Below are 19,654 nucleotides of genomic sequence, written 5' to 3'. Positions count from 1 at the left end.
CCTGGAGGTCATGACGGCGCAAAACTTAGCGCCAGATCAAACTTTGCGGCCAGCCGGGGCGCTGGCCGCTGACGATTATGCCTGCATCGCTTCACGCACGCGCTGCAGATCGTCCGGCGTATCCACACCGACGCTCGGCACGGTAGCCGCTACCGCCACGTGGATCTTTTCGCCGTACCACAGCACGCGCAGCTGCTCCAGCAACTCGATCTGCTCCAGCGCACAGGGTTGCCATGCCACATAGCGACGGATGAAACCGGCGCGATAGGCATAAATACCGATGTGGCGCAACAGCGTGTCGCCAATCTGCTCACGCGACTGCGCGTAACGTTCGCGATCCCACGGAATGGTCGCACGTGAAAAATAGAGCGCATAGCCGCTGGCATCGGTGACCACTTTTACCGCGTTGGGATTGAACGCCTCTTCTGCCTCGTGAATCGGTACCGCCAGCGTGGCCATGCCAGCATCCGCCTGGGCCAGATTGTCCGCGACCTGACGCACAATCTCGGCCGGAATCATCGGCTCGTCGCCCTGCACGTTCACGATGATGGTATCGTCAGCAAACTGATATTTTTCAATCACCTCGGCCAGACGCTCGGTACCAGATTGGTGGTCGGCGCGCGTCATGCAGACTTCCCCGCCGGCAGCGGTCACCGCCGCCGCCACGTCAGGATGATCGGTGGCCACAATCACCCGCTCGGCACCGGACTCGCGTGCACGTTCCATCACGTGCACCACCATCGGTTTACCGTGAATATCCAGCAGCGGTTTGCCCGGCAGGCGCGTGGAGGCGTAGCGTGCCGGAATAATCGCCACGAAACTCATGGATGAATCTCTTCAACGGACAGGGTGCGCGCTTCTACTTCCAGCAATACCGGAATACCGTCACGCACCGGGAACGCCAGGCCGTCGGGTTTGCAAATCAACTCCTGCTGCTCTTTGTTGTAATACAGTTTTCCGTTGCAGACCGGACAGGCCACAATCTCAAGTAAACGGTGATCCATACTTTTCTCCTTTCAGGACCGATACGTCAGAGGATTAGCATACCATAGCGCAATCAGGGACGGCGCGCCGCCATCGGCTTATATGCTGACGTGCCAGCGCGTGGACCAGGCGGCTCGCAGCGCATCAGGCGCGTTTTCCAGCACCACTTCGCTGGCACCCTGCCAGGCGGCGAAGCGGTTAATGGCTTTATGCACATCGGCGAGAAACTGCTGGCTCAGGCGCACGCCGGGCTCCAGCCAGAAGGCCCGCAGAATCAGGCGCTGCGCCTGGCGATCCATTTTTGCATCGACGCGCCCTTTCAGTACGCCGCGGTGCAGCAGCGGCAGGACAAAATAGCCGTATTTACGTTTGTGCTCCGGCGTATAGCACTCGATGCGGTAGTCAAAATTAAACAACTCAAGCGCGCGGCGACGATCCCATACCACCGGATCAAACGGTGACAGCAGCGCGCTGTGCGTGGCGGCCTGCGGCTGCGTCAGCTGCGGCAGCAGCGTATGGTGCAGCCACATCTCGCCCAGTTGCTCAACCTCAACGCGCTGAATCACTCCCTGCTCAGCGGCCTGCGCCAGCCAGAGTGCGATGGGCGCACGTTTCAGCCGGTAGTAATCGGCCAGCCAGCTGGCGCGGAAAATGCCGAGGCTGCGCGCGCTGTGATCCAGCATCTGCATCACCGCCTCGTTCTCGCTCAGCGCATGCTGCTCGTCGCGCCAGTGTGGCATCACCCGACTACGCAGATCGTAGACGCGCTGGAAATTACGGCGCTCAACAACCATCAGCTCACCGGCGCTAAACAGGTTCTCCAGATGTCGCTTGTGCGGCTTCCACGCCCACCAGCCGGGTTTGGTGTGCTTGTCGCTGGCAAAATCAGCGGCGCGTACCGGACCGGTGGTGGCGATATGTTGCAGCAGATCGGCGATCTCCTGCTGATGCTGATCCACCCATTGCTGATTGTATTTCCAGCCCAGGCGCTGCGGAGCCAGCATGCGGTGACGCAGCAGCGGATAATCTTCAAAAGGGATAAAACAGGCTTCATGCGCCCAGTATTCAAACAGCGCGCCTGCCGCCAGCGTTTGCTCCAGCCACTCAGCAGGAAAAGCGCCCAGGCGGCTGAACAGCACCAGATACGGACTGCGCGCGACCACATTAATGGTATCGATTTGCAGCAGCGACATCTGCCGCACACAGGCGTGAATATCGGCAAAACGCGCCTGACGGCGCGGCGGGCGTAGCAGGCCCTGGGCAGAGAGGTGCAGGTTGCGGGCGGTTTGCAGAGAGAGGGAATGCGTGCTGGTCATTACGTCGTCCCTTTAGATGGTTAGCGCGACCGGGCGTCGCGCGCAGCCGTACAGAGTTGCGTCAGATCGGCCAGCAATGCGGCCAGCGGCGCGCCCGCCAGATGCGCATCCACCGGCAGATACCACCAGTTAGCGCGGGCAAAATGGCGGCATTTGACCGCGTCTTTTTCCGTCATCAGCAGGCACTGTGCATCCTGAGTCAGGCTGCGTAACTCTTCTTCGCTATAAGCGTGGTGATCGGCAAAGGCAATCTCTGCCACCGGCTGCACGCCCTGCTGCTGCAGCGTAGTGAAGAAACGCGGCGGATGACCGATGCCGGCCATCGCGACAATTGGCGGCAGCTGCGTCAGCGCGGCCTGTTCGCCGGTCAGCAGATTGACCGCCAGACCCGGCTGCAGCGTCATGGCGATCTCGCCAGCCTGTGCGCTGCCCCCGTTGACCACCACGGCATCAACCTGCTCCAGCCGCGATGCGCGTTCACGCATCGGTCCGGCCGGTAACCACCAGCCGTTGCCAAAGCGACGCACGCCATCCACCACCACGATTTCGCGATCGCGCTCTAGCGCATAGTGCTGCAGGCCATCATCCGTCACAATCACATCCAGCGGATGCGCCGCCAGCAGGGCCTCGATTGCCAGCCGGCGCTGCGGTGCTACTGCCACCGGCACCTGGGTGCGCTGGGCGATCAGCACCGGTTCATCACCAGCCTGTTCCGTCGTGCTATCCTGATTGACCAGCAGCGGATAGCGTTCCGCCTTACCGCCGTAACCGCGCGACACCACACCCGGACGCAGCCCCTGCTGTTGCAGCGCCTGCACCAGCCAAATCACCAGCGGTGTTTTACCGTTGCCGCCCGCGGTCAGGTTGCCAACGACAATGACCGGACAGGGCGCGCGCCAGCGGTTACGCCAGCCGCGCTGATAGCTCAGGCGAATCAGCCAGGTGATAGCGCCATACAGCAGACTCAGCGGCCACAACAGCAGCCACAGCGGCGAGCGTCCGCTCCAGATACGTTCAATCATTGACCGAACTGCAGTTTGTGCAGCTGCGCGTAAGCGCCTTTCTGCGCCAGCAGCACCTCATGAGTACCGCGTTCCACGATTCGCCCATCCTCGACCACCACGATTTCGTCGGCCTTTTCAATGGTGGAGAGACGGTGCGCAATCACCAGCGACGTGCGGTTCTTCTGCAGCTCGTCCAGCGCCGACTGGATGGCGCGCTCGGATTCGGTATCCAGCGCCGAAGTGGCTTCGTCGAGAATCAAAATCGGGCAGTCACGCAGCAACGCACGGGCAATGGCGATACGCTGACGCTGGCCGCCAGACAGCAGCACGCCGTTTTCACCAATGACCGTATCGAGACCGTTATCCATCTTGTTGATGAAGTCCATGGCGTGCGCCATGGTCGCCGCCTGCTCGATTTGCTCGCGGGTGTATTCACCGTTGCGCGCATAAGCGATGTTATTGGCGATGGTGTCGTTGAACAGATGGACATTCTGCGAGACCAGCGCCACCTGATTACGCAGCGAGCGCAGGGTGTATTCCCGCAGGTCGTGGCCATCCAGCAGAATCTCGCCCTCGTTGATATCGTAAAAACGCGTCAGCAGGCTGGCCATGGTGGATTTACCCGAGCCGGAGCGGCCCACCAGCGCCACGGTTTTACCCGCAGGCAGCGTGAGATTAATATCACGCAGCGCCGGAATGTCGCGGCCCGGATAGGTAAAGGTCACGTTGCGGAATTCAACGTCCCCTTTCGCACGCGTGATTTCGCGCTTGCCGTTGTCGATCTCCTGCTCGCTATCCAGAATGGTGAATAGCGTCTGACAGGCCGCCATGCCGCGCTGGAACTGGGCGTTGACGTTGGTCAGTGATTTCAGCGGGCGCATCAGGGCGATCATCGACGAGAACACCACGGTGATGGTACCGGCAGTCAGGGTATCCATCACGCTCGGGAAGCTGGCCGCATACAGTACAAAAGCCAGCGCCAGCGATGCGATCAGCTGGATCACCGGATCGGAAATCGAAGAGGCCGAGACCAGTTTCATGCCCTGCTGGCGCATTTTATTGCTCACCTGCGAGAAACGCTCAGCTTCTACTTCCTGTCCGCCAAAAATCAGTACTTCTTTGTGCCCTTTCAGCATCTGCTCAGCACTGGTGGTTACCTGCCCCATGGTGTTCTGCATATTTTTACTGATGCTGCGGAAACGCTTGGATACGGTGCGGATGGCAAAAGAGACCAGCGGCGCCAGCAGGATCAGAATCAGTGAAAGCTGCCAGCTGTAGTAGAACATCATGATGAACAGGCCAATGATCGATGCGCCTTCGCGTACCACCGTCACCAGCGCGCTGGAGGAGGAAGAGGCCACCTGTTCAGAATCGTAGGTAATCCGCGACAGCAGCGTACCGGTAGACTGCTGGTCAAAGAATGCAACCGGCATGCCCATCATGTGGCCGAACAGGCGACGGCGCATGTTCATCACCACATTGCCGGAGACCCATGAGATGCAGTAACTGGAGATATAACTGGTTACGCCGCGGATCAGCATCAGGCCGATGACGGCCAGCGGCATCCACAGCAGAACGGATTTGTCGGCTTTTCCGAAACCATCATCCAGTAAAGGTTTCAACAGGGAGAGCATTAGGGTGTCGCCTGCCGCATTGAGTATCAGCGCCACGGCGGACACAATCAGGCCAGCCTTGTGCGGTGCAATCATCGGCCAGAGTCGGCGAAATGTCTGCCACGTTGAGAGGTCTTTGTCTTGATGCATTATTTATTCACGCTGTTTGAAATAGCCGCTCATTCTACCTGGAATCGCGTTTGACGCCAAACCACTGATGATACCAGCGGGGGATTATTTGCTCTCTTAACCCCTTAATCTGCCAGCGACCCTGCCGTATCGCGATGTGAATCTGGCCTGATTGCGCAGTGTCATACCAGCGATAGCCCTGCTCGCGGTAACGCTGGACCACGGCGATGGCGGGCATACGCCAGGCGTTATAGCGCGCCAGCGAAGCCAGCGCCGCCTGCCCGGCAACACTCCGTAACAGTAAAGGGCCAGAGGAGCTCCGGCTGCCATGATGGGGCACCTGGATAACCGTAGATTGTAAGCCGCCCTTTTCCAGGGCGACCAGCTTGCGCTCCGCCTCAAGCTCGATGTCCCCGGTCAGTAACAGGCTGAACTGACCATCATCCACACGCACTACGCAGGAGTCGTTATTTTGCCCGGCAGTCTGCGCGCGCGGCGGCCATAGCGCGTGAAAGTGCAAACGCCCCCACTGCCACTGCTGGCCGCGATAGCACGGCAGATGCCCGGGCTCGCCGAGCGCGCTGCGTACCCGCAGACCAGGCTGCGCCTGTTGCAGCGCGGCTAATCCACCACGGTGATCGAGATGCTTGTGGCTCAGGATCACTCCTCGCAGTTGGCGCCCGGTGTAGTGCAGCCAGGGTAACAAAACCCGCACGCCTGCATTGTCCTCTGCCCAGCCGGGTCCGCTGTCATACAGCATCACCTCATTTCCCTGACTGATCGCCACCGCCAGACCATGTCCGACATCGATCATGTCAATCTGCCAGTCGTCCTGCTGGGCATTGCTGCGCCAGAACCACAGCGAGAGCAACAGCGCGCAGCAGGGCATCAGCGCCTTCGCGAGCAAGCCGCTGCGCCACAGCGCCAGCCCGGCCCAGAGCAGCAGCACCGCCGGCAGCGTATCGCTCCAGCGCCACCAGCCGGCGGGCAGCCACGCCAGCCCCTGCATCACCAGGCTGACCGACAGATCGGCCAGCTGCCATAGCGGAACGGCTATTGCAGGCAGCGGCAACAGCATCGCCAGCAGAATCAACGGCACGGTAATCAGCGACACTACCGGCACCGCCAGCAGGTTGGCCACTAGCGCGCTCAGGCTGAGCCCGTGGAACAGAAAGATCTGCAGTGGCGCCATCAGAATCATCATGCCCAATTGCAGGTGCAGCAGTCGCAGCATGAGCCAGCGACGCGGCTGACGGAAACGTGGCGGCAGAGGAAACCACTGAAACCACAGTATCAGCATCGCCACGGCCAGCGCCGACAGCCAGAAGCTTTCTGACAGCACCGTCAGCGGATCAAGCCATAACAAACTCCCTACGCAGAGCGTCCACACCTGCCAGTTGCTCAGCTGCCAGCCAGCTATACGCGTCGCCAGCCACAGCGTTAACGCCAGCATCGCGCGCTGTGCCGGCGGATGACTGCCGGAGATCCAGCAATAGGCTGCCGCTGTTAACCCGCTGATCAGCAGCGGCATCAGATAGCCGATTTGCCTGGCAGGTAACACTAACTGGATGACGCGCGCCAGTAGCCAGCCTACGCTGGCCGCCAGCGCGATATGCATGCCGGAGATGGCCATCAGGTGCGCAGTACCGGTTTCGCGCAGCAAGGCTCGCTGGGCCGGGGTCATCGCGTCACGCACGCCAAAGGCCAGTGCCTGTAGTATTGCGGGCTGCGTTAACCCGCTGAAACGCGCCAGATGATAATTGATAAAACGCGTCCGCCAGCTGCAGCGCAGATACTCAGCCTGCTGGCTGACAATACGCCCCTGCAGCGCGCTGTGGTTAGCAATGGCAAAACGCTGCAGATCAAATTCGCCCTCGTTGAGCCGGGCGTGCACCGCACGTAGCCGCAGCTGCATCTGCCAGCGCTGTCCGGCACACCAGGCGACCTCATCGCTGACATTACGCAGCGTGACAAACAACGGTGGAAAGACGTAGCGGTCACCTGCCCGGATTATCTGCGCCGTGAGCTGGTTCTTCGCGGGATTCACTGCAGTTATCTGAAGCGTGGCCGCCACCGGTGCCATGGTCAGTTGCTCGAGGGTATCGACCGTCTGACGCGCCTCGATCAGTGCCCAGCTCAACAGCAGCAAGCCCAGTCCGGCGTAGCGCAAAAGCATTACTGACGTACACGCCAGCAACAGTGCGCTTATTAACAGCAGCACAATGGTACTGTAAGCGGGGATGTGCGGCAGCATACCCAGCGGCAGCGCCGCGAGGAGCATCATTCTGGCTACCACTGTTATTGTCACGCGCACGCCCTCTTCTGTCATTGCCGCGCATTGTGCGCGCTGGCAGAGGCAAAAGCATGCGGCTAAATGTCGATTTCAGAGAGGGATTACGCGCAGTTTATGGTGGTTGCAGGAAATGAACAGCAATATGGAAGCAGGATCGCAAGCCTGAACGCGAGGCAAAAAAAACGACACCTGCAGGTGTCGTTTTTATCGTTCGGTAACGGCTTAGCCGTAGATATTTGCACGGTCACGCAATTCTTTGCCTGGCTTGAAGTGGGGAACGTATTTACCTTCCAGTTCCACTTTGTCACCCGTTTTCGGGTTACGACCAGTGCGCGGTGCGCGGTAGTGCAAAGAAAAGCTGCCGAATCCCCGGATTTCAATGCGCTCGCCCTGGGCCAGCGTAGTGGCCATGTGCTCGAGCATCTCTTTGACCGCATCCTCAACGACTTTCGCCGGGATATGAGTATGCTGGCCAGCAAGTCTTTCAATCAGTTCTGACTTGGTCATGTAACCTCCGGTTAATCCCTGTTTGGAAAGGTATGACAGCTTTTACCGAAACCGGACGATTTTCATCGTCCGGTGCTTCGGGTCGATTACTCGCCTTTAGCCGCTTTGAACGCTTCAGCCATTGCGTTAGAGAAGTTGCCATCTTCCTGTTTGGTGTTAACAGTGTTGATAGCTTCTTTCTCGTCAGCCTGGTCTTTAGCACGAACAGACAGGCTCACAACGCGGTTCTTACGGTCAACGCCGGTGAATTTCGCTTCAACGTCGTCGCCTACGCTCAGAACCTGAGTGGCGTCTTCGATGCGGTCCAGAGAAGCTTCAGAAGCGCGCAGGTAACCTTCTACGCCGTCAGCTAATTCTACTGTAGCACCTTTAGCGTCAACTGCAGTGACTTTACCCGTCACGATTGCGCCTTTCTTGTTCAGGGTGATGTAGTTGTTGAATGGATCTTCAGCCAGCTGCTTCACGCCCAGAGAAATACGCTCACGCTCTGCGTCAACCTGCAGTACAACGGCAGCGATTTCGTCGCCTTTCTTGTACTCACGAACGGCTTCTTCGCCAGTCGCGTTCCAGGAGATGTCAGACAGGTGAACCAGACCGTCGATGCCACCGTCCAGGCCGATGAAGATACCGAAGTCAGTGATTGACTTGATTTTACCTTCAACGCGATCGCCTTTGTTGTGGGTCTCTGCGAACTGCTGCCATGGGTTAGATTTGCACTGCTTCAGACCCAGGGAGATGCGACGACGCTCTTCGTCGATGTCCAGAACCATAACTTCAACCACATCACCTACGTTGACAACTTTAGATGGGTGGATGTTTTTGTTGGTCCAGTCCATTTCAGACACGTGTACCAGGCCTTCAACGCCTTCTTCGATTTCAACGAAGCAGCCGTAGTCAGTCAGGTTGGTCACGCGACCGGTCAGTTTGGTACCTTCCGGATAACGCTTAGCGATAGCGACCCATGGATCTTCGCCCAGCTGTTTCAGGCCCAGAGATACACGAGTACGCTCGCGGTCGAACTTCAGCACTTTAACAGTGATTTCGTCGCCCACGTTGACGATTTCGCTTGGATGCTTAACGCGCTTCCACGCCATATCGGTGATGTGCAGCAGGCCGTCAACGCCACCCAGGTCAACGAATGCGCCGTAGTCAGTGAGGTTCTTAACGATACCTTTGACTTCCATGCCTTCCTGCAGGTTTTCCAGCAGCTGATCGCGCTCAGCGCTGTTTTCAGATTCGATAACCGCGCGGCGAGAAACCACGACGTTGTTACGCTTCTGATCAAGCTTGATTACTTTGAATTCAAGCTCTTTGCCTTCCAGGTGCAGGGTGTCGCGGACCGGACGAACGTCAACCAGTGAACCTGGCAGGAACGCACGAATACCGTTCAGCTCAACTGTGAAGCCACCTTTAACTTTGCCGTTGATAACACCGGTAACAGTTTCAGCGTCTTCGTAAGCTTTTTCCAGCGTGATCCAAGCTTCGTGACGTTTAGCTTTCTCACGGGACAGCAGGGTTTCACCGAAGCCGTCTTCTACTGCATCCAGAGCAACGTCAACTTCGTCGCCCACCTGGATTTCCAGTTCGCCGGCTGCGTTCTTGAACTGTTCTGCAGGGATAGCAGATTCAGATTTCAGACCCGCATCAACCAGCACGACGTCTTTGTCGATAGCAACAACGACGCCACGAACGATGGAACCCGGACGGGTTTCGATTTCTTTCAGGGACTCTTCAAAGAGTTGAGCAAAAGATTCAGTCATATTGATAATCTTAGGATTCTTCAATTTAACGTCCACCTGACGTCATTGTCGGATGGGGTTGTTTCACATGCCCTGCACCGCTTCCCTGGCACAGGGTTACTACAATTCGGTCGCCGAAAAGATTAAATGCCCAGCTTCTGGCGGGCATAATCTAGTGCCTTTTCAATCACTTGCTCAATGGTCATGCTGGTTGAATCCAGCACCAGAGCATCAGCGGATGGCACTAAAGGCGCGATGGCGCGGTTACGATCGCGGTCGTCGCGTTCCTTTATCTCGGATAAAAGGCGATCAAAGTTAACACTAAAGCCCTTTTCCTGCAACTGTAGCATACGGCGATGCGCACGCTCTTCGGAGCTGGCATCGAGGAAAATTTTAACGGGCGCGTCCGGGAAAACCACGGTGCCCATATCACGTCCATCGGCGATTAAACCCGGCTCCTCGCGGAAAGCACGCTGTCGGCGCAGCAAGGCTTCACGCACGCGCGGAAATGCCGCCACGCGCGACGCCGTATTGCTCACTTCCTGGGTGCGGATTTCGCCGGTGACATCCTCACCTTCCAGCACTACCTGCATTTCACCGTCTACCGACAGAAAACGCACGTCAAGGTGCGCCGCCATGGGCACCAGCGCTTCTTCCGACTCGATATCCACCTGATGATGCAGCGCGGCCAGAGCCAGTACGCGATAAATAGCCCCTGAATCCAGCAGGTGCCACTGCAACGACTCCGCCATCGCTTTACATAAAGTCCCTTTACCCGCGCCGCTTGGGCCATCAATGGTAATTACCGGGGCGATTGCCGTCATTGTTCTCTCCTGTTGCTGCGTGCTGATGATCAGCCTTCTTGGCTGTCTGGATTGCGCGGCATTATACGCTGCCCGCGTCCGCTTGGTTACCCTTTAGCGTAGACAGCGCCAGAAATTTCGACAGTTTCAGAACAATTTCCCGCCAGTGAGGCCAGCAGAGGGTTCAGAAGCCCGGCACAGCGGTGCCGGGCGGGTGGATTAGGATGTGTGGCTGATTTTTGCCAGCTGCTGGAAGTAATCCGGGAAGGTTTTTGCCGTGCAGCCGGGATCGAGAATGGTTACCGGCGTGTCAGACAGCGCAACCAGCGAGAAACACATCGCCATACGATGATCGTTGTACGTGCCGATATCGGCGTGCTGTAGCTGCGCAGGCGGTGTGACCCGAATAAAATCGTGCCCCTCTTCCACTTCCGCCCCGACTTTACGCAACTCGGTCGCCATGGCCGCCAGGCGATCGGTCTCCTTTACGCGCCAGTTATAGATGTTGCGCATCAGCGTGGTGCCTTCGGCAAACAGCGCGGTGGTAGCGATTGTCATTGCCGCATCCGGAATATGGTTCATGTCCATATCAATGGCGTTCAGCGCACCACGCGTGCAGGCAATATAATCGTCGCCCCACTCGATCACTGCTCCCATCTTCTCCAGCACATCGGCAAAACGGATGTCGCCCTGCACGCTATTGCGGCCAATGCCGGTAACCCGCACCGTACCGCCGCGAATTGCCGCAGCGGCAAGGAAATAGGACGCTGACGACGCATCGCCTTCCACCAGATAATCACCCGGCGACTGATACTGCTGCTGACCTTTCACCACAAAGCGCTGATAGTGCTGATTATCAACGTCCACGCCAAAGCAACGCATCAGGTGCAGGGTGATATCAATGTAGGGTTTGGAAACCAGCTCGCCTTTGATGGTGATCGTGGTGTCCTGCTGTGCCAGCGGCGCGGTCATCAGCAGCGCCGTCAGGAACTGGCTGGAAACGCTGCCATCGACACTGACTTCGCCGCCGGTAAATCCGCCGTTCAGACGCAGCGGCGGATAGTCGGTTTGTTCGAGGTAATCAATGCGCGCGCCGCCCTGCCGTAACGCATCGACCAGATGGCCGATCGGACGCTCTTTCATGCGCGGTTCGCCGGTCAGCACCACCGACTGCTCGCCGAGGCACAGTGCGGCCGCCAGCGGACGCATCGCGGTTCCGGCATTGCCCAGGAACAATTCCAGCGGCTGTTCGGCACGCAGCGGTCCACCATTGCCGACCACTTCACACACGGTGCGATCGGCTGACAGGGTATAGCTGACACCCAGCGCCTGCAGCGCATTAAGCATGTGTTTAACATCATCGCTGTCGAGCAGGTTGGTCAGGCGCGTGGTGCCGTTCGCCAGTGCAGCCAGTAACAGGGCGCGGTTTGATACGCTTTTTGAGCCCGGTAAGTTTACCGTGCCGTCAACGCGGGCAATCGGCTGTAAAGTCAGGGAGTCCTGCATGTGAAACCAAATCTCCAGAAATACGAGACCCTGTCCAGTGACAGGGTCTGATGCCAGCCGGGCAGGCTGGCACTAAAGTAGATAATTAACCGTGACGACGTTCGAAGTCGACCATGAATTCGGTCAGCGCCTTAACGCCTTCCAGCGGCATCGCATTGTAGATCGAGGCACGCATACCGCCAACCACACGGTGCCCCTTCAGCGCATGCAGGCCCGCCTTCAGTGATTCTTCAAGAAACACCTTATCCAGCGCAGCATCGGCCAGCTGGAAAGGCACATTCATCCGGGAACGGTTTTCACTGGCGACGTCGTTACGGTAGAAGCTGCTGCTATCAATCACGCCGTACAGCAGATCGGCTTTCGCCTGATTAACCTTATCCATCTCCGCTACACCGCCCTTCTCTTTCAGCCATTTGAACACCAGGCCGGAGAGATACCAGGCAAACGTCGGCGGCGTGTTAAACATCGAATCGTTTTCGGCCAGCACTTTGTAGTCGAGAATGGAGGGCACCCAGCGCTGCGCTTTGCCCAGCAGGTCATCACGCACCACCACCATCGTCAGGCCAGCGGGACCGATGTTCTTCTGCGCGCCGGCATAAATAACGCCGTAGCGGCTGATGTCGAGCGGGCGGGACAGGATGGTGGAAGAGAGATCGGCCACCACAACTTTATCGCCGAAGTCTGGCTCTTCATCGATGGCAATACCGTCGATGGTTTCATTCGGGCAGAAATGCACATAAGCAGCATCATCGCTGAGCTGCCATTCACGCATCGGTAACAGTGCGCGTTTACCCTCACGGGTGGTTTTGATGTCAATGGCGTTCGGCGAGCAGAATTTTTCTGCTTCTTTAATAGCACTGTGCGCCCAGTAGCCGCCGTCGATGTAATCCGCGCGGCTGGCATCGCCCAGCAGATTGCCCGGGATTGCCGCGAACTGCGCACGCGCGCCGCCATGGCAGAATAATACTTTGTAGTTGGCCGGGATTTTCAGCAGATCGCGAAAATCCTGCTCCGCCGCTTCCGCGACTTCAATAAACTCTTTGCTGCGGTGACTGATTTCCATCACCGAGGTGCCTAAGCCATGCCAGTTTGTCAGTTCTTGTTCTGCACGACGAAGCACTTCCACCGGCAGCATTGCCGGTCCGGAGCTAAAATTATAAACCTGCGCCATTTCCCCTCACCATTGTCATATCGAACGGTTATAAATACCCCATCGGTTTTATCATTGCCTCCGGATGGCTGCAATCATTTATCCGGCAGCGATCACATTTCCAGATCCCGCTCCACCGCAGCTTATGTCACAAATGTAATAAGCCACGGAATTTTGTGAGGCAGCGCGGTGAAGTAAAATCAGACAGCTGCCAGAGCGCGAAAAAGCCGTAACAATGCGTTGAGAAATTTGGCGGAGCAATAGCGAAGCAGGCGCAAAACCCGTATTATTGCGCGCTTTACGCCCAACCATCGACTTGAGAGAGCGCCACCATGACGCAAACGTTTATTCCAGGTAAAGACGCCGCACTGGAAGACTCCATCGCACGCTTCCAGCAGAAACTGCAGGATCTGGGTTTCAACATTGAAGAAGCTTCCTGGCTGAACCCGGTGCCGCACGTCTGGTCTGTGCACATTCGCGACCGCGACTGCCCGCTCTGTTTTACTAACGGTAAAGGCGCCAGTAAAAAAGCGGCGCTGGCCTCAGCGCTGGGCGAATATTTCGAGCGCCTCTCAACCAACTACTTCTTTGCCGATTTCTGGCTGGGCGAAACCATCGCTAACGGCGACTTCGTGCACTACCCGAACGAGAAATGGTTCCCGCTGACCGACGACGACAGCCTGCCGGAAGGCATTCTGGATGCACGCCTGCGTAAGTTTTACGATCCGGAACAGAGCCTGAGCGCCTCCGATCTGGTGGATCTGCAGTCTGGTAATGCCGATCGCGGTATTTGCGGCCTGCCATTTACCCGCCAGTCCGATCAGCAAACCGTGTACATTCCGATGAACATCATCGGCAACCTGTATGTGTCTAACGGCATGTCCGCTGGCAACACCGCCAATGAAGCGCGCGTACAGGGCTTATCCGAAGTGTTTGAGCGCCATATTAAAAACCGCATTATTGCGGAATCCATCAGCCTGCCGGAAATTCCTGAAGCGGTGATGCAGCGCTATCCTGCCGTGGTAGAGGCCATCAATCGTCTTGAAGCGGAAGGTTTCCCGATTTTCTCCTATGACGCTTCGCTGGGCGGCAACTATCCGGTGATCTGTGTGGTGCTGTTCAACCCGGCTAACGGCACCTGTTTTGCCTCTTTTGGCGCCCATCCGGACTTTGGTGTCGCGCTGGAACGTACCGTCACCGAACTGCTGCAGGGCCGCGGCCTGAAAGATCTCGACGTGTTTACCCCGCCCACCTTCGATGATGAAGAAGTGGCTGAACACGCTAACCTTGAAACCCACTTCATTGATTCCAGCGGTCTGATCTCCTGGGATATGTTCAAAGACGATGCCGACTATCCCTTTGTCGACTGGAGCTTTGCCGGCACCACCCATGAAGAGTTCGATACGCTGATGGCGATCTTCCGTGCGGAAGATAAAGAAGTGTATATCGCCGACTACGAACATCTGGGCGTTTACGCCTGCCGCATTATCGTACCGGGCATGTCTGATATTTACCCTGCCGAAGACCTGCTGCTGGCGAATAACAACATGGGTGCATCACTGCGTGAAACGCTGTTATCCCTGCCAGCAACCCAGTGGCAACCCGAGGAGTATCTGGCTCTGATCGAACAGCTGGATGAAGAAGGTCATGATGACTTCACCCGCGTGCGTGAGCTGCTGGGGCTGGCGACCGGCAAAGACAACGGCTGGTTCACGCTGCGTATTGGCGAGCTGAAAGCGATGCTGGCGCTGGCCGGTGGCGATCTGGATCAGGCGCTGATTTGGACGGAATGGACCATGGAATTCAACCAGTCGATCTTCAGCCCTGAGCGTGCCAACTACTATCGCTGCCTGCAGACTCTGCTGCTGCTGGCGATGGAAGAAGATCGCGATCCGCTGCAGTATCATCGCGCGTTTGTGCGCATGTATGGCGAAGCCGCCGTCGACGCCGCTTCGGCTGCCATCAGCGGTGAGGCACCGTTCTACGGTCTGCAGGTGGTTGACCGCGATCTGCACGCGTTCCCGGCGCATCAGGCACTGCTGGCCGCGTATGAAAAATTACAGGCAGCAAAACGTCGTTACTGGTCTGCGAAATAAATCGGCTCATTTTGTCTGTGACCAATTAGCCTGAAAATTAACGGGCACTGGCAGTATCCAGTGCCCTTTTTTAATGCCGCTGAAAATTCATCGGGCGCAGAAAATAATAAATAACAATTCACTATCATTGATAAACAGCATTTAACAAAATAGCCCTTAAGCCAGCCGCATCTTCAACTTATTTTGCATAAATTAAAAATTATTTATTTAATAAATTTCAATAGCTTACTTGAATTTTTGGCCATTTTACGGCTTTGCTTAACCCTGCCGTTTCGGCAAATATGATCCACATCAACTCCTGACCTATACTCCTTTGTTAGTATCTTTACAGACAATTTCTGGAGAGCGTTAGTGTGAAAGCTGACAACCCTTTTAATTCATTATTACCGGCGGCGATGGCAAAAGTCGCAGAAGATGCCGGTGTCTATAAAGCGACTAAACATCCCTTAACCACCTTCTTTCTGGCTATCACTGCTGGCGTCTTTATTTCCATTGCCTTTGTGTTTTATATCACCGCCACCACCGGCAGCGGCACTATGCCGTATGGCATGGCCAAATTGATCGGTGGCATCTGCTTTTCACTGGGTTTAATGCTGGTTGTCGTCTGTGGCGCTGATTTGTTTACTTCAACGGTGCTGATTGTGGTGGCTAAAGCCAGCGGACGCATTACCTGGCTGCAACTGGGTCGTCACTGGCTCAATGTCTATGTTGGCAACCTGTGCGGCGCGCTGTTTTTTGTGGCGCTGATTTGGCTGGCCGGTGAGCATATGGTCGCAAATGGTGCCTGGGGATTAAATGTCTTACAGACCGCCGACCACAAAATGCATCATACGTTTATCGAAGCGGTAAGCCTCGGTACACTGGCTAACCTGATGGTGTGTCTGGCGGTGTGGATGAGCTACTCCGGCCGTAGCCTGCTCGACAAAATGGTGGCAATGATTTTACCGGTTGCGATGTTCGTAGCCAGCGGCTTTGAGCACAGCATCGCCAATATGTTCCTGGTCCCGATGGCCATCATGATTCGCGATTTTGCCAGCCCGGAATTCTGGCAGATGACCGGTGCCAGCGCGGCGCAATTTCCTGCACTGGGCATTGGCGATTTTATTGTTAATAACCTGATTCCCGTAACCATCGGCAACATCATTGGCGGCGGTCTGTTAGTCGGGTTGACCTATTGGGTTATCTATCTGCGCGACGGTGAGTCCGCGCACTGAGTCATTAAGTACGGGCGTGCTGAGCAGCGCGCCATACGTTACAGTCTCCCTAAATAAGGCAGGTATATCATGTCCGAACTGAATGAAAAAATGGCGTCAGCCTGGGAAGGATTTAGCGCCGGTGAATGGCAGAACAGCGTCAACGTCCGTGACTTCATCCAAAAAAACTACACGCCGTATGAAGGTGACGAAGCATTCCTCGCCGGCGCGACGCCAGCCACCACCAAACTGTGGGACAGCGTGCTGGAAGGCATCAAAATTGAAAACCGTACCCATGCACCGGTTGATTTCGACACTGATTTAGCGTCTACCATCACCTCACACGATGCGGGCTATATTAACAAATCGCTGGAAACCATCGTTGGTCTGCAGACTGAAGCCCCGCTGAAACGCGCCATTATCCCGTTTGGCGGCATTAAAATGGTGGAAGGCTCCTGTAAAGTTTACGGCCGCGAGCTGGACCCGGCGCTGAAGAAAGTTTTCACCGATTACCGCAAAACCCACAACCAGGGCGTGTTTGACGTTTACACCCCGGATATCCTGCGCTGCCGTAAATCCGGCGTGCTGACCGGTCTGCCAGATGCGTATGGCCGCGGTCGTATTATCGGTGACTACCGTCGCGTCGCGCTGTACGGCATCGACTTCCTGATGAAAGACAAAGTGGCTCAGTTCAACTCACTGCAGAGTGACATGGAAAATGGCGTTGATCTCGAAGCCACCATTCGCCTGCGTGAAGAGATTTCTGAACAGCACCGCGCACTGGGCCAGATCAAAGAGATGGCCGCCAAATATGGCTTTGATATCTCCCTGCCAGCCACCACCGCGCAGGAAGCAGTACAGTGGACCTACTTCGGTTACCTCGCAGCAGTGAAATCACAAAACGGTGCCGCGATGTCGTTTGGTCGCGTGTCCACCTTCCTTGACGTTTACATCGAGCGCGATATCAAAGCCGGTAAACTGAGCGAAGAGCAGGCACAGGAACTGATTGACCATCTGGTGATGAAACTGCGTATGGTGCGCTTCCTGCGTACGCCGGAATACGATGAGCTGTTCTCTGGCGACCCAATCTGGGCCACTGAATCACTGGCAGGTATGGGCGTTGACGGTCGTACGCTGGTGACGAAAAGCACCTTCCGCTTCCTGAACACGCTGTACACCATGGGGCCATCACCGGAACCAAACATGACCATCCTGTGGTCTGAGAAACTGCCGGTTAACTTCAAAAAGTATGCGGCAAAAGTCTCCATCGACACCTCATCGCTGCAGTATGAGAACGATGACCTGATGCGTCCGGACTTTGACAATGATGACTACGCCATCGCCTGCTGCGTGAGCCCGATGATTGTCGGTAAACAAATGCAGTTCTTCGGCGCACGTGCCAACCTGGCTAAAACACTGCTGTACGCAATCAACGGCGGTGTGGACGAGAAGCTGAAAATGCAGGTCGGCCCGAAAGAAGCGCCAATCACTGACGATGTGCTGGATTATGACACCGTGATGGCGCGTCTGGACCACTTCATGGACTGGCTGGCAAAACAGTACGTCACGTCACTCAACATCATCCACTACATGCATGATAAGTACAGTTATGAAGCCGCGCTGATGGCACTGCACGACCGTGACGTTTATCGTACCATGGCGTGTGGTATCGCGGGCCTGTCAGTCGCCGCGGACTCACTTTCAGCGATTAAATATGCCAAAGTGAAACCTGTCCGGGACGCCGATGGTCTGGCAGTGGACTTCGAAATTGAAGGTGAATATCCGCAGTTCGGTAACAATGATCCGCGCGTGGATGACCTGGCCTGTGACCTGGTTGAACGTTTCATGAAGAAAATTCAGAAACTGCAGACCTACCGTAATGCGGTGCCAACGCAGTCGGTACTGACCATCACCTCCAACGTGGTATACGGTAAGAAAACCGGTAACACCCCGGATGGTCGTCGCTCCGGTGCGCCATTTGGACCAGGTGCCAACCCAATGCATGGCCGTGACCAGAAAGGTGCTGTCGCTTCACTGACTTCCGTGGCCAAACTGCCATTTGCCTACGCCAAAGACGGTATCTCTTATACCTTCTCTATCGTACCGAATGCGCTGGGCAAAGATGATAACGTGCGTAAAACCAACCTTGCTGGCCTGATGGATGGTTACTTCCATCACGAAGCCAGTATCGAGGGCGGCCAGCACCTGAACGTTAACGTCATGAACCGTGAAATGCTGCTGGATGCCATGGAGCACCCTGAGAAATATCCACAGCTGACCATCCGCGTTTCCGGTTATGCCGTACGTTTCAACTCGCTGACGAAAGAGCAGCAGCAGGATGTGATTACCCGTACCTTTACTCAGTCGCTGTAATCCTCCTCACTGTAATCGAAAGGCTCCTGCGGGAGCCTTTTCTCCACAAGCCAGTTTTGCCAGTCTGCTTTTGCAGGCAGTCTGGCAAAACCGACTTACATCCTCAGAGCACAACACAGATTGTGCCGCCTGCACGCCAGGCTGAACCGGAGAATACATCGCAATGTCAACCATCGGTCGTATCCACTCGTTTGAATCCTGCGGCACCGTTGACGGTCCCGGCATCCGTTTTATCACCTTCTTCCAGGGCTGCCTGATGCGCTGCCTGTACTGCCACAACCGCGATACCTGGGACACTCACGGCGGTAAGGAAATTACCGTCGATGAGCTGATGAGGGATGTGCTGTCGTATCGCCACTTTATGAATGCGTCTGGTGGCGGCGTGACGGCCTCCGGCGGTGAAGCCATTCTGCAGGCTGAATTTGTGCGCGACTGGTTCCGCGCCTGCCAGGCCGAGGGCATCCATACCTGCCTCGACACCAACGGCTTTGTGCGCCGTTACGATCCGGTGATCGATGAACTGCTTGATGCAACTGACCTGGTGATGCTCGACCTCAAGCAGATCAATGACGATATCCATGAGATTCTGGTCGGCGTGTCAAACCACCGCACGCTGGATTTCGCCCGCTATCTGCAAAAGCGCGGTAAAAGGACCTGGATTCGCTATGTGGTGGTGCCGGGTTATTCGGACGATGACGATTCGGTGCATCGCCTCGGTGAATTTACTAAAGACATGAGTAACATTGAAAAGATCGAGCTTCTGCCTTATCACGAACTCGGCAAGCATAAATGGATTGCGATGGGTGAAGAGTACAAGCTGGAAGGCGTGAAGCCGCCAACGAAAGAGACCATGGAGCGGGTGAAAAATATTCTTGCCGGTTACGGCCATAACGTCATGTATTAAGACGGTTGGCCTGTAGCTGAAGCTTTACCGGCAAGAAACAGAGC

At 56.3% G+C, this 19,654-nt stretch carries 15 protein-coding genes; 4 read left to right on the top strand and 11 right to left on the bottom strand.

Annotated elements, in window-relative coordinates; translation table 11 throughout:
* Window positions 1-75 precede the first annotated feature (75 nt).
* From kdsB to serC, 11 genes are all read right to left on the bottom strand, one after another.
* Window positions 76-825 carry a 3-deoxy-manno-octulosonate cytidylyltransferase gene (gene kdsB, locus KOL70_RS02650; protein WP_215480173.1) on the bottom strand — a complete coding sequence of 250 codons (750 nt, stop codon included), beginning with the start codon at window positions 823-825 and terminating at the stop codon, window positions 76-78.
* Window positions 822-1,004 (bottom strand): Trm112 family protein, encoded by a 183-nt coding sequence (locus KOL70_RS02645; RefSeq protein WP_010618270.1) that lies wholly within the window; start codon window positions 1,002-1,004, stop codon window positions 822-824. Before KOL70_RS02645 ends, kdsB begins: the two co-directional genes overlap by 4 nt.
* A 78-nt stretch (window positions 1,005-1,082) precedes the next feature.
* Window positions 1,083-2,300, bottom strand: a complete 1,218-nt coding sequence (locus KOL70_RS02640) for a winged helix-turn-helix domain-containing protein (protein ID WP_215480172.1) — start codon at window positions 2,298-2,300, stop codon at window positions 1,083-1,085.
* Between the two features lie 20 nt (window positions 2,301-2,320).
* Window positions 2,321-3,322, bottom strand: a complete 1,002-nt coding sequence (gene lpxK / locus KOL70_RS02635; protein ID WP_215480171.1) for a tetraacyldisaccharide 4'-kinase — start codon at window positions 3,320-3,322, stop codon at window positions 2,321-2,323.
* On the bottom strand, window positions 3,319-5,067 hold the full coding sequence (msbA, locus tag KOL70_RS02630) for a lipid A ABC transporter ATP-binding protein/permease MsbA (protein ID WP_021508343.1): 1,749 nt from the start codon (window positions 5,065-5,067) through the stop codon (window positions 3,319-3,321). The genes lpxK and msbA overlap by 4 nt, the downstream gene beginning before the upstream one ends.
* Before the next feature lie 34 nt (window positions 5,068-5,101).
* A complete protein-coding gene (locus tag KOL70_RS02625) occupies window positions 5,102-7,330 on the bottom strand; it encodes a DNA internalization-related competence protein ComEC/Rec2 (protein WP_254185830.1) in 2,229 nt (742 codons plus the stop codon).
* A gap of 231 nt (window positions 7,331-7,561) precedes the next feature.
* A complete protein-coding gene (gene ihfB, locus KOL70_RS02620; RefSeq protein ID WP_010618275.1) occupies window positions 7,562-7,846 on the bottom strand; it encodes an integration host factor subunit beta in 285 nt (94 codons plus the stop codon).
* Between the two features lie 86 nt (window positions 7,847-7,932).
* The gene (rpsA, locus tag KOL70_RS02615; RefSeq protein ID WP_021508345.1) at window positions 7,933-9,606 is read right to left on the bottom strand and encodes a 30S ribosomal protein S1; all 1,674 of its coding nucleotides are present in this window, start codon (window positions 9,604-9,606) and stop codon (window positions 7,933-7,935) included.
* 122 nt (window positions 9,607-9,728) lie between these two features.
* A complete protein-coding gene (cmk, locus tag KOL70_RS02610) occupies window positions 9,729-10,409 on the bottom strand; it encodes a (d)CMP kinase (protein WP_215480169.1) in 681 nt (226 codons plus the stop codon).
* A gap of 198 nt (window positions 10,410-10,607) precedes the next feature.
* Window positions 10,608-11,894: a 3-phosphoshikimate 1-carboxyvinyltransferase gene (aroA, locus tag KOL70_RS02605; protein ID WP_215480168.1), complete on the bottom strand. Its 1,287-nt coding sequence runs from the start codon at window positions 11,892-11,894 to the stop codon at window positions 10,608-10,610.
* Window positions 11,895-11,979: 85 nt separating this feature from the next.
* On the bottom strand, window positions 11,980-13,065 hold the full coding sequence (gene serC / locus KOL70_RS02600; protein ID WP_215480167.1) for a 3-phosphoserine/phosphohydroxythreonine transaminase: 1,086 nt from the start codon (window positions 13,063-13,065) through the stop codon (window positions 11,980-11,982).
* 311 nt (window positions 13,066-13,376) lie between these two features.
* Between serC and ycaO the strand changes: the two genes are divergently transcribed.
* The 4 genes from ycaO to pflA all read left to right on the top strand — a co-directional run bounded on the left by ycaO (window position 13,377) and on the right by pflA (window position 19,610).
* Window positions 13,377-15,140 carry a 30S ribosomal protein S12 methylthiotransferase accessory factor YcaO gene (gene ycaO / locus KOL70_RS02595; RefSeq protein ID WP_215480166.1) on the top strand — a complete coding sequence of 588 codons (1,764 nt, stop codon included), beginning with the start codon at window positions 13,377-13,379 and terminating at the stop codon, window positions 15,138-15,140.
* Between the two features lie 353 nt (window positions 15,141-15,493).
* The gene (gene focA, locus KOL70_RS02590) at window positions 15,494-16,354 is read left to right on the top strand and encodes a formate transporter FocA (protein ID WP_215480165.1); all 861 of its coding nucleotides are present in this window, start codon (window positions 15,494-15,496) and stop codon (window positions 16,352-16,354) included.
* Window positions 16,355-16,423: 69 nt separating this feature from the next.
* Complete coding sequence (gene pflB, locus KOL70_RS02585; protein ID WP_058769544.1) at window positions 16,424-18,706, top strand: formate C-acetyltransferase; 2,283 nt, start codon at window positions 16,424-16,426, stop codon at window positions 18,704-18,706.
* 163 nt (window positions 18,707-18,869) lie between these two features.
* A complete protein-coding gene (gene pflA / locus KOL70_RS02580) occupies window positions 18,870-19,610 on the top strand; it encodes a pyruvate formate lyase 1-activating protein (RefSeq protein ID WP_058757766.1) in 741 nt (246 codons plus the stop codon).
* The last annotated feature ends 44 nt before the right edge of the window (window positions 19,611-19,654 follow it).

Origin of the sequence: Pantoea sp. B270 (assembly GCF_018726825.1) — a bacterium.
GTDB classification, from domain to species: domain Bacteria; phylum Pseudomonadota; class Gammaproteobacteria; order Enterobacterales; family Enterobacteriaceae; genus Pantoea; species Pantoea dispersa.
Note: the sequence above shows the minus strand (reverse complement) of the source record. Positions and strands in the feature narration are given on the sequence as shown.

Excerpts from the sequence above, each read along its gene's own strand:
- kdsB (WP_215480173.1), bottom strand. The coding sequence starts at position 825 with ATGAGTTTCGTGGCGATTATTCCGGCACGCTACGCCTCCACGCGCCTG.
- KOL70_RS02645 (WP_010618270.1), bottom strand. The coding sequence starts at position 1,004 with ATGGATCACCGTTTACTTGAGATTGTGGCCTGTCCGGTCTGCAACGGA.
- KOL70_RS02640 (WP_215480172.1), bottom strand. The coding sequence starts at position 2,300 with ATGACCAGCACGCATTCCCTCTCTCTGCAAACCGCCCGCAACCTGCAC.
- lpxK (WP_215480171.1), bottom strand. The coding sequence starts at position 3,322 with ATGATTGAACGTATCTGGAGCGGACGCTCGCCGCTGTGGCTGCTGTTG.
- msbA (WP_021508343.1), bottom strand. The coding sequence starts at position 5,067 with ATGCATCAAGACAAAGACCTCTCAACGTGGCAGACATTTCGCCGACTC.
- KOL70_RS02625 (WP_254185830.1), bottom strand. The coding sequence starts at position 7,330 with ATGATGCTCCTCGCGGCGCTGCCGCTGGGTATGCTGCCGCACATCCCC.
- ihfB (WP_010618275.1), bottom strand. The coding sequence starts at position 7,846 with ATGACCAAGTCAGAACTGATTGAAAGACTTGCTGGCCAGCATACTCAT.
- rpsA (WP_021508345.1), bottom strand. The coding sequence starts at position 9,606 with ATGACTGAATCTTTTGCTCAACTCTTTGAAGAGTCCCTGAAAGAAATC.
- cmk (WP_215480169.1), bottom strand. The coding sequence starts at position 10,409 with ATGACGGCAATCGCCCCGGTAATTACCATTGATGGCCCAAGCGGCGCG.
- aroA (WP_215480168.1), bottom strand. The coding sequence starts at position 11,894 with ATGCAGGACTCCCTGACTTTACAGCCGATTGCCCGCGTTGACGGCACG.
- serC (WP_215480167.1), bottom strand. The coding sequence starts at position 13,065 with ATGGCGCAGGTTTATAATTTTAGCTCCGGACCGGCAATGCTGCCGGTG.
- ycaO (WP_215480166.1), top strand. The coding sequence starts at position 13,377 with ATGACGCAAACGTTTATTCCAGGTAAAGACGCCGCACTGGAAGACTCC.
- pflB (WP_058769544.1), top strand. The coding sequence starts at position 16,424 with ATGTCCGAACTGAATGAAAAAATGGCGTCAGCCTGGGAAGGATTTAGC.
- pflA (WP_058757766.1), top strand. The coding sequence starts at position 18,870 with ATGTCAACCATCGGTCGTATCCACTCGTTTGAATCCTGCGGCACCGTT.